The sequence below is a fragment of the Pseudomonas sp. MWU12-2037 genome, from assembly GCF_023242345.1.
GTDB classification, from domain to species: Bacteria; Pseudomonadota; Gammaproteobacteria; order Pseudomonadales; family Pseudomonadaceae; genus Aquipseudomonas; species Aquipseudomonas gingeri_D.
Genome location: NZ_JALLIZ010000005.1, coordinates 33,456 through 47,928 on the forward strand (window position 1 = coordinate 33,456; position 14,473 = coordinate 47,928).

At 64.5% G+C, this 14,473-nt stretch carries 10 protein-coding genes; 3 read left to right on the forward strand and 7 right to left on the reverse strand.

What is annotated here, in order from left to right:
• Positions 1–26 precede the first annotated feature (26 nt).
• The 3 genes from M5B42_RS10530 to M5B42_RS10540 are packed head-to-tail and all read left to right on the forward strand — an operon-like array spanning position 27 to position 5,179.
• Complete coding sequence (locus M5B42_RS10530) at positions 27–1,139, forward strand: efflux RND transporter periplasmic adaptor subunit (protein WP_248745754.1); 1,113 nt, start codon at positions 27–29, stop codon at positions 1,137–1,139.
• Positions 1,136–4,219, forward strand: a complete 3,084-nt coding sequence (locus M5B42_RS10535; RefSeq protein WP_248745755.1) for an efflux RND transporter permease subunit — start codon at positions 1,136–1,138, stop codon at positions 4,217–4,219. The genes M5B42_RS10530 and M5B42_RS10535 overlap by 4 nt, the downstream gene beginning before the upstream one ends.
• A gap of 57 nt (positions 4,220–4,276) precedes the next feature.
• Positions 4,277–5,179, forward strand: coding sequence for a hypothetical protein (locus M5B42_RS10540; protein ID WP_248745756.1), 903 nt, complete (start codon positions 4,277–4,279; stop codon positions 5,177–5,179).
• Positions 5,180–5,299: 120 nt separating this feature from the next.
• On the opposite strand, the gene M5B42_RS10545 is transcribed toward M5B42_RS10540, so the two are convergent.
• The 7 genes from M5B42_RS10545 to M5B42_RS10575 all read right to left on the reverse strand — a co-directional run bounded on the left by M5B42_RS10545 (position 5,300) and on the right by M5B42_RS10575 (position 14,465).
• Complete coding sequence (locus M5B42_RS10545; RefSeq protein WP_248745757.1) at positions 5,300–5,791, reverse strand: GNAT family N-acetyltransferase; 492 nt, start codon at positions 5,789–5,791, stop codon at positions 5,300–5,302.
• A gap of 177 nt (positions 5,792–5,968) precedes the next feature.
• Positions 5,969–7,732, reverse strand: coding sequence for an allophanate hydrolase (gene atzF, locus M5B42_RS10550; RefSeq protein WP_248745758.1), 1,764 nt, complete (start codon positions 7,730–7,732; stop codon positions 5,969–5,971).
• On the reverse strand, positions 7,729–11,328 hold the full coding sequence (uca, locus tag M5B42_RS10555; RefSeq protein WP_248745759.1) for an urea carboxylase: 3,600 nt from the start codon (positions 11,326–11,328) through the stop codon (positions 7,729–7,731). Before uca ends, atzF begins: the two co-directional genes overlap by 4 nt.
• Positions 11,329–11,511: 183 nt before the next feature.
• Entirely contained in the window at positions 11,512–12,138 is a 627-nt protein-coding gene (locus M5B42_RS10560; protein ID WP_248745760.1) for an urea amidolyase associated protein UAAP2, read from the reverse strand.
• Between the two features lie 10 nt (positions 12,139–12,148).
• Positions 12,149–12,862, reverse strand: a complete 714-nt coding sequence (locus M5B42_RS10565; protein WP_248745761.1) for an urea amidolyase associated protein UAAP1 — start codon at positions 12,860–12,862, stop codon at positions 12,149–12,151.
• Positions 12,859–13,653 carry an ABC transporter ATP-binding protein gene (locus tag M5B42_RS10570; protein WP_152740817.1) on the reverse strand — a complete coding sequence of 265 codons (795 nt, stop codon included), beginning with the start codon at positions 13,651–13,653 and terminating at the stop codon, positions 12,859–12,861. Before M5B42_RS10570 ends, M5B42_RS10565 begins: the two co-directional genes overlap by 4 nt.
• Positions 13,650–14,465, reverse strand: coding sequence for an ABC transporter permease (locus M5B42_RS10575; protein ID WP_152740818.1), 816 nt, complete (start codon positions 14,463–14,465; stop codon positions 13,650–13,652). The genes M5B42_RS10570 and M5B42_RS10575 overlap by 4 nt, the downstream gene beginning before the upstream one ends.
• Positions 14,466–14,473: the final 8 nt, after the last annotated feature.

Consider the following 14,473-nt stretch of genomic DNA (forward strand, 5'->3'; position numbering starts at 1 on the left):
CCCGTCGCTTACAACGAGGAACTGTCTTGAATAACTCAATTACCGCCGTCGGTGTCATGGCCGTCGCCGCGTTACTCTGCGCCTGCAGTCCGGACCAATCGCCGGTACAGGTGCCGCGGCCCGTACGTACCGTCGAACTGCGCTATGACAACGCCCGCGAAGCCAATCGCTATGTCGGCACCGTGCAGTCTCGCCATGAAGTGGACCAGGCTTTCCGCGTGGACGGCAAGGTCGTCCAACGCAAGGTCGAGGTCGGCCAGTTGGTGCACGAGGGTGATGTGCTCGCCACGCTGGACGACAGCGACTACCGGCTGGCCGTGGAAGCGGCGCGGCAGTCGTGGGCCGCTGCGGTGGCACAGGCCCGTCAGGCCGACTCGGACCACCAGCGCCTGGGAGCGCTGAAGGCCGATGGCTCGGTCAGCGTGGCCGATGATGAGCGTGCGCGTACCAGCGCCGAGACTTCCCGGGCGAACGCCGAGGCCGAGGCCCGCAAGCTCGAACTGGCGCGCAACCGGCTCAATTACTCCGTGCTGCGGGCCTCGTGGAGCGGCGTGGTCACGGCCGTGCATTTCGAGGTCGGGCAGGTCGTGACGCCGGGGGCCGCGGTGATCTCGATCGCCGACCCTGGCTTGCCCGAAATCGTCGTCGATGTGCCGGAGGATCACCTGGCTGCCTTCAAGCAGTCGGGCTTCAAGGCCTCACTGGCCAGCGCTCCGGGCCAGACCTTCGCGGTGGCCTTGCGCGAACTGTCGCCGCAAGCCGCGCCGCAGACAAGGACCTACCGCGCGCGCATGAAGCTCCTGGACACGCAACCATTGCCCCTGGGGGCGACCGCCACCCTCGAGGTCGAACGCCAGATGACCGGGCGCCCGGTGGCGGCGGTGCCGGCCACCGCACTGACGCAAAGCGGCGGGCAGCCGGCGCTGTGGGTGGTCACGCCGACGGGCAAGGACCCGGTCGGCACCGTCGAGCTGGTACCTGTGGGGGTGTCGGGCTATCGAAATGACGAGGTGCTGGTCTCCGGCCCACCGGCCGGGGCGCTGATCGTGACCGCCGGTGTCCAGAAGATGGCGCCTGGCCTGAAAGTAGCGCTGCCAGGTGCGGTTTCCCCTGAAACGAAGGCAGTGGTGACGCGATGAGCCATTTCAACCTTACCGATTGGGCGCTGCGTCACCGTGCCATCGTCCTCTTCCTGATCCTCATTGTCGCGGTGGCCGGCCTGTTCAGTTTCACCCGGCTTGGCCAGCTCGAAGACCCGAACTTCTCGGTGCCGTCGATGACCGCCGGCGTCGCCTGGCCAGGCGCGACCGCCCAGCAGATACAGGATGAGGTCCTGAATCGCATGGAGAAGAAGTTCGAGCAGATCGACCACTTCGAAAAGGTGGTCACCTTTGCCCGGCAGGGTTACGGCGGCATGACGCTGACCGTGCGCGGCGGTACCTCGAAGGCCGACCAGCGCGAGGCCTGGTATCAGGCCCGCAAGAAACTCAATGACCTGCGCCTGGAGCTGCCCGACGGCGTGACCGGTCCGGTGGTCAACGACGAATATGGCGACGTGTACGGCCTGATGTACGCCGTCAAGGGCGACGGTATCGACCACGCCGATCTGTCGAATGCCGCCGAGGACATCAAGCGCAGTCTGCTGAAGGTGCCGATGGTCAAGAAGGTCGACCTGATCGGCGAGCAGGCCAAGCGTGTCTATGTGGAGTTCTCGCACGAACGCCTCGCTGCGCTGGGCATCACGCCGCTGATGATCGCCGAGAGCTTGCGCGCGCAAAATGCCTTGCAAGCGGCAGGGCAGGTTGACACGCAAGGGGACCGTGTCGTCGTGCGCGTGAGTGGCCAGTTTGCCAATGAAGATGACATTCGCAATGTGCCTGTCGCGGCCGGTGGCCGGATGATCAAGCTGGGCGACTTCACGACCATCAAGCGTGGTTATGAAGACCCACCGACCTACACCGTGCGTCACAATGGCCAGCCGGTGCTGATGCTCGGCATCTCGATGACCGAGGACGGTAATATCGTCGAGCTCGGCAAGGCGATGGAAGTCGCGGTCGCCCAGCTGCAGTCCGAGCTGCCCCATGGCGTGGAACTGGAGCGCGTGGCCGACCAGCCCACCACCGTGAAAGAGGCCGTCTGGGATTTCGCGCGCTCGCTTATCGAGGCGCTGGTCATCGTGATCATTGTCAGCTTTGTCAGCCTGGGCTGGCGTACCGGTCTTGTGGTGGCGGCCACGGTGCCGCTGGTACTGGGCGGTGTCGCGATGTTGATGCTGGCGATGGGCTGGAACCTGGAGCGTATCTCGCTCGGCTCGCTGATTATCGCCCTGGGCCTGTTGGTCGATGATGCGATCATCGCCATCGAGATGATGCTGGTGAAGATGGAAGCCGGTTGGGACCGTGTGAAGGCCGCCTCGTTCTCCTACCAGTCCACCGCCATGCCGCGCCTGACCGGTGCGCTGATCACCGTTGCCGGGTTCATGCCGATCGGTCTTTCGAAATCGACCACGGGCGAGTATGCCGGTGGCATTTTCTGGATTGTCGGCGCGGCGGTGTTGTTTTCGTGGATCAGTTCGGGGATCTTCACGCCTTACCTGGCGGTCAAGATGCTGCCCAAGGATTTCGGCAAGCACCAGCATGCCGGCGATCCGTACGACACCCGGTTCTTCCGCAAGCTGCGCGGCATGATCGACTGGGCCATCCAGCGTCGCTGGGTGGTCATCGGCGTGACGCTGGGTGCCCTGCTGCTCGCCTTGGGCGGCTTGAAGCTGGTGCCGCAGCAGTTCTTCCCCAGCAGTTCGCGTCCCGAACTGGTCATCGACCTGCGCCTGAAAGAGGGGGCTTCTTTCGCGGCGACGGCCGAGCAGGTCAAGCAGATGGAAACCCTGCTCGGCAAGGACGAGGATGTCCGGTTCTATACCGCCTACACCGGTGCCGGGGCGCCGCGCTTCTATCTGGCGCTCAATCCGGAGTTGCCCAATCCGGGCTTTGCCCAGTTCGTCGTGATGACCCAGGACCTGAAGGCGCGGGAACGGGTTCGTAAGCGCTTGATGGCTTCGGTCGATCAACAGTTCCCGCAGGTCTGGGTCCGTGTCACGCGGCTGGAACTCGGGCCGCCGGTGGGCTTCCCGCTGCAGTTCCGCATTGTCGGGCCTGATACCCAGGTCGTGCGCAAGATTGCCCGTGAAGTGGAGCACGTCGTGACATCGAATGCGAAGGTCCGTGACGTCCAGCTCGACTGGAACGACCCGGTGCGTTCGCTGAAGGTGCAGTTGGACCAGGACAAGGCCCGCGCGCTGGGACTCACGCCGGCTGAGGTATCGCTGGCCACCCAGACCGTGATGAATGGCGCGACCCTGTCGCAGTTGCGCGAGCACGAGGACCTGATCGACATCGTCGCCCGCGCCGTGCCTGGAGAACGCCTGAGCCTCGACACATTGAAGGACATCAACCTCTACACCCGCAAGGGCACCGTGGTGCCGTTGTCGGAAGTCGCGCAGGTGCGCTATGAACTTGAGGAACCGGTGCTGTGGCGGCGTAATCGCGACATGGCGATCACCGTGCGCGCCGATGTGAAGGATGGTGAGCAGGGCGTATCGGTGACGCAGGAGATCCAGCCGCTACTGAAGGATATTCAGGCCAGGCTGCCCTCGGGCTACCGCATTGATGTGGGCGGTGCGGTGGAGGAAAGCGACAAGGCCAACCAGGCACTGCTGGCGGTGGCGCCACTGATGCTGGTCACCATCTTGCTGTTGCTGATGCTTCAGTTGCAGGACTTCTCGCGCATGTTGATGGTGGTCTTGACCGCGCCACTGGGCCTGATCGGTGTAGTGCCGGCGTTGTTGCTGTTCAACGCGCCGCTGGGGTTCGTCGCGATCCTGGGCATCATCGCCCTCGGTGGCATGATCATGCGCAACTCGGTGATCCTCATTGATCAGGTACGGATCGAGATCGAAGAAGGACGCGACCCCTGGAATGCGGTACTGGACGCGGCCATCCACCGGACCCGTCCGGTGCTCCTGACGGCGCTGGCGACGGTGCTGGCGATGATTCCGCTGACGCGCAGCGTGTTCTGGGGGCCGATGGCGATCGCGATCATGGGCGGTCTCACCGTGGCGACGCTGTTGACCATCTTCTTCGTTCCGGCGCTGTATGCCGCCTGGTTCAAGGTTCGCCGCCACACGGCGCAAGCAACTGTCGTCAGTATTGGCAATTGCTGAGTCATTCGGCGGCGGGTCTCCTCTGACTCGCCGCCTTTTCATGGAGCACCCAACACCATGCTGAAAAAACTCGGGCTCGCCCTGGCGGCCTTGCTCGCTGTCGCCGCTATTGCGCTGTGGAGCCTATTCACCCAGTTGGGACCTGCCATCAAATCCGCCATCGAGACCGAGGGCGCCCTGGCCACCCAGACGCAGGTGCTCGTGGGGAGCGTCGAGTTCTCGCCCCTCACCGGCGTGGGCTCGCTTGATGGACTTGCGGTGGGCAACCCCAAGGGGTTCTCTTCGCCCTATGCCGTGGTTGTGGAGCGCATCGCCCTGGAGGTGGAAAGTACTTCCCTTCTCGGCGGTGGCACCGTCATTGTCAACTCCGCCACAGTCATCGCGCCGCAGATCACCTACAAGGCACAAAGCCCCACCGCCACCAGCAACCTGGAAACCATCAAGAACAACGCCCAGGCCTATTCCACCACTCCGGCGGCAATCCTGGCCGGTAGCAAAGCGCGCAAGATCATCATCCGCAACCTCACCGTGATGGGAGGCTCGATCCTGCTTGATATTCCCCTGCCCGGCGGGGCGCTGACGGTGCCGTTGCCTACGTTGCATCTCGCCAATGTCGGCGCGACCACAAACGGCGCGACCCCACCGCAGATCATTCGCGCCGTGTGCGAGGCGCTCGTTGACGAAGCCAAAAAGGCGGTCACCGTAACCATCACCGAGAAGGTCAAATCGGTAGTCGATAAGCTCAAGCTGCCCACGGGCCGGTTGCCAAAGTCGCCGCCACCACCGGCGCTGCGGTCTCCACCGCCGCTGCCATCTGCGCCATCCATGCCATCCCCACCGTCGCTGCCATCTGCGCCATCCATGCCATCCCCACCGTCGCTACCCTCTCCGCCATCCCTACCGTCCTTGCCGCCCGGTCCACCTGGCATGCGGCTCTTGCCGCCGCCGCCTGGTTTTTAACCTGGCCTGGTTGGCGCCGGCCGCCCATGAGCGCTTGCCGCTGATTATTGACTTGCCAGAGTTGGGTGAACTGGCCTCGGGCGGTCGGGGAGGGCGACTTCAGGCCGTGGCGAGCAGGCGTTAGAGGTCCATGACCATCTCGTGCCAGGCCATGCCACCGTGGTCGGAAGGCGAGGGCTGCACGTAGCGATAGCCCATGCGCTGATACAGCGCCACGTGCTGCTCCTTGCACATCAGGTGGATGGTTTTCTTGTCCAGTGTCTGCATGCGCCGGACGAACTCGTCCATCATCCGTGTGGAGTGGCCTTTACCCTGCTGCGCGGGATCCAGCACCACGGACATGATCACCACGTTCGGCGCCTCGGCCGAATGCCCCACCAGTTCCTTGAAGGCCTCATCGGACATCACCACCTCGTGGGCGCAGCCACTGTTGATGAAACCGATGACCTCGCCGCCATCCTCCAGAATCAGAAAACCCTGCGGGTACTGGGCGATGCGCGTTGCAATCTTCTCCAGGGTCGCGGCTTCATCGCCTTCGTAGGCGCAGGACTCGATTTGATAGCAGCGCGCAGCGTCTGACGGCGCGGCATTGCGAAAGCTGAGGGTGGACATTGCGGTTCCTGGTCGTTGGGTGGGTCTTGAGGGAGACGGGAGGCGCTATGTTAGAGCAAGCAGGTGGCGGATGAGGAGGTACCCGGGTGCTTAATTCCATCGCGTTGACGTTCGCCGGGGTTGGGCGCCCCAGGATCAGTGTTGTCTGATGCCGGGGCGCTTGTTCAGGCGATGGACTCAGGACTGCGCGGACAACCAGGCGCGCCAGCCGCCCCAAGCGCTGATATCCGTGGCGCCCTCCAGGCCATAGGCGTCGCAAATGAACCCGGTCTCCCAACGACCATCGTCCAACTGCACCTTACCCAACCCCAGCGGGGCCGGGATCCCGGTCAGGAACGAGCCCAACTCGCTGCTGGGCAATTGCCAGACCTCCACGGCGATGGCCACGCCACCTTCAGCGACCCGGACCATCCCCGGACGCTTCAGCGGGCCGCCGGCCAGTGCGTACAGCCGGTAATCCGGTGAACTCCGGGTCGTTTCGAGCAGGCGCGCGCCGCGTTGCTTGAGTTGCCCGTTAAGCGCCAGGCCGTCAAGGTGCGCGCCGCAGACCACCAGGCGGGCCTGATCATGGCGAGCCTCATGGGCAGGTTTTTTACCGCCCTGATACGCATGGGCGAGGCTCAGCAGGTATTGATCGGTGAAGGCCCGACCCAACAAGGTCACCCCCCAGGGCAAGCCGTTGGCCATGAAGCCGCTCGGTACGGCCACGGCGGCATAGTCCAGCAGGTTCATGAAGTTGGTGTAGTAACCCAGCTCGGCGTTGCGCAGGACCGGCTCTTCGGCAAGCTCGGCCAAGGTCACCGGGCGACCGATGGTGGGCGTCAGTACACAATCCAGCCCGGCCATCAGGCGGTCGCACTGCGCCTTGAGTGCCTGCAGGCGATACTGCGCGCGGAAGGTTTGCACGCCGCTCACCTGGGGGGCTTTCGCCAGCACGGCATGGATCACAGGCAGTAGCGCATCTGGCCGAGCCTGCGCCAGCTCGCCGACGACGCTATAGCGCTCGACCACCCATGGACCTTCATAGAGTAGCCGTGCGGCCTCAAGAAACGGCGACAGGTCGAGACTGACCGCTTCGCCGCCCAATGCCTGCAAGCGCTCGATCGCGGCGGCAAACAGCCCCGGTCCTTCAGTACAGCCGAAAAACTCCAGGTCCTGGGCCCGTGGCACGCCAAATCGAAACGGCCGCACGCTGCCGAACGCCGTGCCATCGTTCCAGGCGGGATTGGCGCGGCTGTATTCATCTTCAGGATCCTGCTGCGCGATCAGCGCCAACAAGCGGCTCGCCTCGGCGGCACTGGCGGTGAAGGTCGTCACGCAGTCGAGGGTGCGACAGGCCGGCACCACCCCGGCCGTGGACAGCAGTCCCTTGGTCGCCTTGAGCCCCACCAGGTTGTTGAGCGCCGCCGGCACCCGGCCCGAGCCCGCGGTATCGGTGCCCAGGGCAAAGCTGGTCAAACCCAGTGCCACCGTCAAGGGCGAGCCCGCGCTGGAGCCCCCCGACGGGTATTCAGCGAGCACGCTGTTACGGCAGGGGCCATAGGGTGAGCGGGTGCCGTTGAGGCCGGTGGCAAACTGGTCGAGGTTGGTTTTACCCAACGGCACCGCCCCCAGGTCGATCAACTGCTGGACAACGGTCGCCGAACGCTGCGGGGTATAGGCGAACGCCGGGCACGCCGCCGTGGTGGGGATACCCGCCAGATCGATGTTGTCCTTGATGGCAAAGGGCACGCCGTACAACGGCAGGCTTTCCATCGTGCTGGATTCAAGGGCGACCAGGTAAGGCTCCAGCTCCTGGGCACTGAGCAGGTGGATGAACAGATTGAAGTCGGGATTCAACGCCTCGGCCTGTTCACGTAGGGCGAGGATCAGGCGACGTGGCGAGCATTCGCCGCTGGCGTAGCGTGCCCGCAGCACGTCCAGTTGCAGATCGGTTTTCATGGCTTTTCTCCTGTAGGGGGGACGGGCTCAATCACGACCACCCGTTGCCCGGCGCGCACCGCCGAGCCGGGTTGCACGAGCACTTCTCGAACAATGCCGGCACAGGGCGCGAGCACCGGAATTTCCATCTTCATCGACTCCAGCACCACCAACGCCGCGCCTGCGGCGACCCGCTCGCCGACAGCGACCTGAACCTGCCAGAGGTTCCCCGCAATGGGGCTTTCCACGCTGGTTTGATGAGCCGGCAAGGGCGCCTCTTCGGGTGCCTCGACAAGCGCTTCGCTGCTTTCGAAGTGCGCTTGGCCGCTGTCGATCCAGCGCCGTCTTTCAGCGGAAAAAGCGCTCTGTTGCCGGTCTCGGAACGCTTGGATGCTGCTCGACTCACTGGCCAGGAAGTCCTGGTAGTCGGCCAGGCGCAATTGGCTGTGCTCGATGTTCAAGTCGAAGCGACCGAGGGGGAAATCGCGACGGATGTGCAGCAACTCCTGCGCGCTGACCGGGTAGAACCGAATCTGATCGAAGAAGCGCAACAGCCAGGGTTTGCCGGAGAACGCCGCCACTTCGCGGTAACGGTTCCACATCTGCAGCGTACGCCCGACGAACTGGTAGCCGCCGGGGCCTTCCATGCCATAAACGCACAGGTAGGCGCCTCCGATACCCACCGAGTTCTCGGCGGTCCAGGTCCGCGCCGGGTTGTACTTGGTGGTCACCAGGCGATGCCGGGGATCCAGCGGCGTCGCTACCGGTGCCCCGAGGTAGACATCGCCCAGGCCCATGACCAGATAGCTGGCCTCGAACACCGTGCGCTGTACTTCATCCAGGTCGGGCAGGTCATTGATGCGGCGAATGAACTCCAGGTTGCTGGGACACCACGGCGCATCCTTGCGCACGGTGGTCATGTATTTTTCAATGGCCAGCTGGCAAGCCGGGTCATCCCACGACAGCGGTAAATGCACGATGCGAGAGGGGACCTGCAAGTCGCGGGCAGCACAGACCGCGTCCCATTCGCCAGCCACGATCTCCAGCAAGTGGGCCAGGGGGAGTTGCTCGGGTTGGTAGTGGACCTGCAGCGAGCGGATACCGGGGGTAAGGTCGATGACCCCAGGCAACGCCTTGGCTTCGAGCGCCTGCATCAAGGCGTGGCCCCTGAAGCGCAACACCAGGTCGAGCTCGGCGGCGCCGATCTCCAGCAGCAGGTGGGTATCACCGGCCAGGCGTGCCACCAGGCGGGTATCATCCTGGCCCAGGTCCAGCACAATGGGGGATTGCAGCCCGATCACGGCGGCGTCCCTGGGGGGCTCGGTGGTCAGCGCCGCGGTGGCGAGTTGGCGTGCCTGGGCGAGATTGGTCGGGATGAACCGCACCTTGTCCCCGGCCTTGAGCTGCCCCAATTGCCAGAGGTCGGCCTCGATCACGGTCACCGGGCACACGAAGCCACCCAGGCTGGGACCGTCGGGGCCGAGAATCACCGGCATATCACCGGTGAAATCCACCGCGCCGATGGCATAGGGGTTGTCGTGGATATTGGACGGATGGAGCCCGGCCTCTCCACCGTCGGCCCGAACCCACTCGGGTTTGGGGCCTATCAGGCGCACGCCGGTACGGCTGGAGTTGAAATGCACTTCCCAGTCGGTGCTGAAGAACGTGTGGATGTAGTCTTCGGTAAAGTATTCCGGTGCGCCGTGGGGGCCGTAGATCACGCGGATGGAGCGCAGCGCCGCCAGCGGCGGTTGCCCGGCAAGCACCGCGCCGGCCGTTGCGTCGGTCAGCGGGGCCAGGTGCAGCACATCGCCGGCTCGCAGCGCCCGTCCACCGTGGCCACCGAACTGACCGAGGGTGAAGGTGCTTTTGCTGCCCAGGTAATCCGGCACCTGCACGCCACCGCGCAGGCATAGATAGCTGCGTGCGCCGGCTCCGGCGATGGTGCCCAGGCTCAATACCGAACCTGCTTGGACCCTAAGCGCGGTATTCATTGCCACTGCTGCGCCATCGAGCGTCACCGGCAACACCGCGCCGGTCACTGCCAGCACGGCGTCAGTATTGAAGCGCAGGCTTGGCCCGCTCATGGTGATCTCGAGACCGGCGCAACCCTCGGGGTTGCCCAGCAGCAGGTTACCCAGGCGCAGCGAGCGGCTGTCCATGGGCCCCGAAGGCGGCACGCCCACGGCCCAATAGCCCTGGCGCCCCGGGTAATCCTGCACGCTGGTCTGGGTACCGCCACTGAGTACTTCGAAGGTGTGGGCGTGATAGACCAGCGCTTCCAGGCAACGGGTCCAGGGCCGGCCGCTGGCGAACGGCACATCGAGCAGGATCTGGCGAAGGTAGTCGCGGTTGGTCTCGACGCCGTAAAGCTGGCTTTCGCCCAGCGCCCGGTGCAGGTGCAGGCGCGCCTGCTCGCGGTCCTCGGCCCAGGTGATGACTTTGGCAATCATCGGGTCGAAGTAGGGCGGGATCTCACAACCGGCCTCGACCCAGGTATCGATACGCAATGCCTGGCCATCGGCCGGCGGGAATTTCACCGCCGTCAGCAGGCCCGGGCTTGGCTGGAAGTCCTTGCCCGGATCTTCGGCATACAAACGGGCTTGCACCGCGTGGCCGCGAGGTCGCAGGCGGGAGCCCAATTCGCCGAGGGGCGGCAAGTCACCCGCGGCCAGTTGCACCATCCAGCGCACGAGGTCGACGCCCCAGACCTGCTCGGTCACCCCGTGCTCGACCTGCAGGCGGGTGTTCACCTCCAGGAAGTAAAAGCGTTGATCGTCGCTGTCGAAGACAAACTCGACAGTGCCGGCGCTGCGGTAGTTGACCGCCTTGGCCAACTGCACGGCGGCGTTGCAAAGGGCTTCGGCCATGCCGTCGGGCAGGTTCGGTGCGGGGGTTTCTTCAAGGACCTTCTGGTTGCGTCGCTGCACCGAGCAATCGCGTACGCCCAGGGCCAATACCTCGCCGGCACCGTCACCGAATACCTGGACCTCCAGGTGGCGGGCGCGCTGGATGTATTTCTCGATAAACACCCCGGCGTTGCTGAAGTTGTTCTGGCCCAGGCGCTTGACGGTCTCAAAGGCTTCCTGCAGCTCCTTGGCGTCGCGGCACACGCGCATGCCGATGCCACCTCCGCCGGCGGTACTCTTGAGCATGATCGGGTAGCCCACCTGCGTCGCGGCCCGCAGGGCGTCGTCGAGGCCGTCGAGCAGGTCGCTGCCTTCCAGCAACGGTACGCCCTGCTGGCGGGCGAGGGCGCGGGCGGTGTGCTTGAGGCCGAACAGCCGCAGTTGTTCTGGCGTCGGGCCGACGAAGGCGATCCCGGCGGCTTCGCAGGCCTCGGCAAAGGCGGCGTTTTCGGAAAGAAAACCATAACCGGGATGAATGGCCTGGGCGCCGCTGGCCTTGGCCGCCGCCAGGATCTTGTCCACCACCAGGTAGGTGTCGGCCGCGGCCCCTTCACCCAGGCTCAGGGCCTGGTCGGCTTCAAGGATGTGGCGGCTGGTGATATCCGCTTCGGAATACACCGCCACGCCCTTGATGTCGAGTTCGCGCAAGGTGCGCAGGAGACGGCAGGCGATGGCACCGCGGTTGGCAATCAACAGTGTGTCAAACATGACGGATTCCCTGGAGGCGGCGCTGGTCCGCCTCGGCTGGGGTGCGGGTCGTCCCACAGTTTTTCGAAAGGGTCTCGGGGTCGTCCCCAGACCGCGATCAAGGCCGCTTGCGAGGCAGCGTCTGGCCCGAGCGACTCTGGCAAATCGTGAACAGCCATAGCCGCAGGGGCTTGAGCCAGGGTTTCAGTCCCATATCAGAAGCTCCGCGGGGGTGGGGTTATAGCCATTGCACGGGTTGTTCAGTTGCGGGCAGTTGGAAATCAACACGATCACGTCCATCTCGGCCCGCAACTGCACGTACTTTCCGGGGGCGGAGATGCCGTCCTCGAAGGTCAAGGCGCCTTCGGGCGTTACCGGCACGTTCATGAAGAAGTTGATGTTCGGGCTGATATCCCGTTTGCCCAGCCGACCATCGTGGGTGCAGGCGCGCAGGTAGTTGTCGCGGCAGCTGTGCATGTGGCGTTTGTCCAGGGCATAACGCACGGTGTTGCTTTCCTGGGCGCAGGCACCGCCGAGGGTGTCGTGGCGACCGCAGTTGTCTTCGACGATGGTCAGCAAAGGGCGGCCAAGATTGGAGTAGAGCACGCTGCCGGTGCTCAGGTAGACGTTGTTCTGGCGTCGCAGGGTGCGTTGGACGTCGTAACGCTCGCGCGGGTTGGCCGCGCTGTAGAACAGCGTGTCAATGGCCTGGTTGCCTTCGAGGTCGAGGATGCGTAGGGTCTGGCCGGCCTTCACTTCGGTGAGCCAGGGCTCGCCCGCCGGGACGGTGGCCCGGTAGACGGCTGATTCGGGATGCAGGTGGGTGGTCATGGGGTCGTCCTCAAGCGAACAGGCGGTCGGTGTTGATGAAGCCGCGCAGGTTTTCGGGGCGCGAAGTCCGGCAGTGTTCGGCGACGCTGGCGTCGGCGTTCATAAAGGTCAGTTGCACCGGTTTGGGCGCGTATTCAGGGGCGGGGTCCATGGGGTGTTGCAGTGCGGTGATGATGAACAGGGTGTCCATCGGCGCATAGAGCTCAATGCAGTCGCCCGCTTTGGAATGCGCTTCGACAAAGTGCAAGGCACCGTGAGCGTCGACGTCGACGCGACTGAACAGATTGACGGTCATGGACAGATCGCAGAGCCCCAGTCCCCACTTGCCCATCTCCACCAGCAGGTTGTCTGCGCCGTTGCGGTAGAACCCGTTGCGCAGCTCCTGATAGCGACCGCGGCCGTACTTCTGTTCGACTTCGTCGGCGCAGAGCACACCACCGAGGCTGTCGCTCCAACCGCAGGTGTCACGGGTGATGGCCGCCAGCACCCGGCCCATGTCCGAGTACAGGCAATGGCCGGCTGTCAGCTTGGCGGTGTGTTGGCACTTGAGGCTGTCAGGCAGGTTCAAACGCTCGGTTTTCTCATGCGCGTTGAACAGCATCAGGCTGACGTTGGCGCCGCCTTGAAGGTCGGTCAGGCGCAGTAGCTGCCCGCGCTTGAGCACGAAGGAAAGGTGGCCGCCGCCGGGCAGGCGTTCGTCGGCAAAAACAGCAGTGTCATTCATGGGGTCAGTCCCAGGATCGGTTGAAGAGCGCTCGCCAGCGAGGTCGCGAGGGCCGCCTGGGCCTCGCTGCGCTTGCTGTTGAGCGGCAGGTCGTAAGTAATGCGGGCCCCATAGGCATAGGGCGCATGGGGATCGACGCGCACCTTGTCGAAAACCATCAGTCGAGTGCCCAGGCTGAAGCCTTCGCTGAGGTCGTGGGTGACCATGAATACGGTCAGCCGGGTTTCGCGCCACAGGTCCAGCAGCAGGGCGTGCATGTCCTTGCGGATGCCGGGGTCGAGGGCGCCGAAGGGTTCGTCAAGCAGCAGCACCCGTGGCTTCATGATCAAGGCCTGGGCGATGGCCAGGCGTTGCTGCATGCCGCCCGAGAGCTGCGCCGGGTATTTGTCCAGGGCATGACCGAGACCGACCTTGTGCAGCAGCGCCGCCGCCTGTTCGCGGGCGGCGCGTTTGCGTTGGCCGAACAGCCGGCCCAGCAGCGGCGCCCGGGGCAGTTCCAGGCCCAGGGCGACGTTGTCCAGCGCGCTCAAGTGGGGGAACACCGAATAGCGCTGGAACACCACACCACGGCTCGGGTCCGGCTCCGCGGCCAACGGTTGACCGTCGAGCAGTATTTCGCCACGGCTTGCTCTTTCCTGGCCCAGCAACAGCCGCAGGAAGGTTGATTTTCCGCAGCCGGACGTGCCGACCAGGGTGCAGAACTCGCCCTCGGCGATACTCAGGTTCAGGCCCTCCAGCACCACATGGTCGCCATACTGCTGCCACACATTGTTGACTTGGATAAAGCTCATGAGCGGGCTCCTTCGTACCAGGGAAAGGCACGCCGGGTGAGCTGCTTCAAGCCCCAGTCCATCAGCCAGGCCAGCAGGGTGATCCACACCACATAGGGCAAAATAACGTCCATGGCCAGGTAGCGGCGCACCAGGAAGATCCGATAGCCCAGGCCATCTTCGGAAGCGATGGCCTCGGCCGCGATCAGGAACAACCATGCCGATCCCAGCACCAGCCGCAGGGAAATCAGCAGCCGTGGCAGCAGTTGCGGCAGGACCACGCGCAGGATCAGGGTCCAGGTCGAGGCTCCCAGGGTCTGGGCCTTGATCAGCAACTCGACGGGGATTTCCCGGGCCCGTTGTTCCAGGTCGCGGGCCAGTATCGGCGTGATGCCGATGACGATCAGCATCACCTTGGAAAGTTCACCCAGGCCGAAGACGATAAACAGGATCGGCAGGATCGCCAGCGGCGGCACCATGGACAGCACCACCAGCAACGGCGACAGCGGCGCGCCGAACAGCGGCAGCGTGCCCGCGGCGATGCCCAGGCACAGGCCCGCCACGGCGCTGACGCCCAGGCCGATGGCCAGGCGTCGCAGGCTGGACGCGGTGTCCTGCCAGAGCACATAACCACCGCTGCGCTTGTCCTCGCTGAAGGCCATGCGTTTCACCGCATCGGTCATCTGCACGGCGCTGGGCAGCAGCTTGTCGTTGGGGTTGTCTGCCAACCGCTGCGCGGAGCCCAAAAAATAGGCACACAACAACAGGGCGAAGGGCAGGATCACCAGCAACAAGCGTGTGGGCCGATCAGGGTGACGATTGATCAGGTGCATGGACGTGT

Bases quoted from the DNA above. Each gene is read 5' to 3' on its own strand.
- M5B42_RS10535 (WP_248745755.1), top strand. From the start codon at position 1,136: ATGAGCCATTTCAACCTTACCGATTGGGCGCTGCGTCACCGTGCCATC.
- M5B42_RS10540 (WP_248745756.1), top strand. From the start codon at position 4,277: ATGCTGAAAAAACTCGGGCTCGCCCTGGCGGCCTTGCTCGCTGTCGCC.
- M5B42_RS10545 (WP_248745757.1), bottom strand. From the start codon at position 5,791: ATGTCCACCCTCAGCTTTCGCAATGCCGCGCCGTCAGACGCTGCGCGC.
- atzF (WP_248745758.1), bottom strand. From the start codon at position 7,732: ATGAAAACCGATCTGCAACTGGACGTGCTGCGGGCACGCTACGCCAGC.
- uca (WP_248745759.1), bottom strand. From the start codon at position 11,328: ATGTTTGACACACTGTTGATTGCCAACCGCGGTGCCATCGCCTGCCGT.
- M5B42_RS10560 (WP_248745760.1), bottom strand. From the start codon at position 12,138: ATGACCACCCACCTGCATCCCGAATCAGCCGTCTACCGGGCCACCGTC.
- M5B42_RS10565 (WP_248745761.1), bottom strand. From the start codon at position 12,862: ATGAATGACACTGCTGTTTTTGCCGACGAACGCCTGCCCGGCGGCGGC.
- M5B42_RS10570 (WP_152740817.1), bottom strand. From the start codon at position 13,653: ATGAGCTTTATCCAAGTCAACAATGTGTGGCAGCAGTATGGCGACCAT.
- M5B42_RS10575 (WP_152740818.1), bottom strand. From the start codon at position 14,465: ATGCACCTGATCAATCGTCACCCTGATCGGCCCACACGCTTGTTGCTG.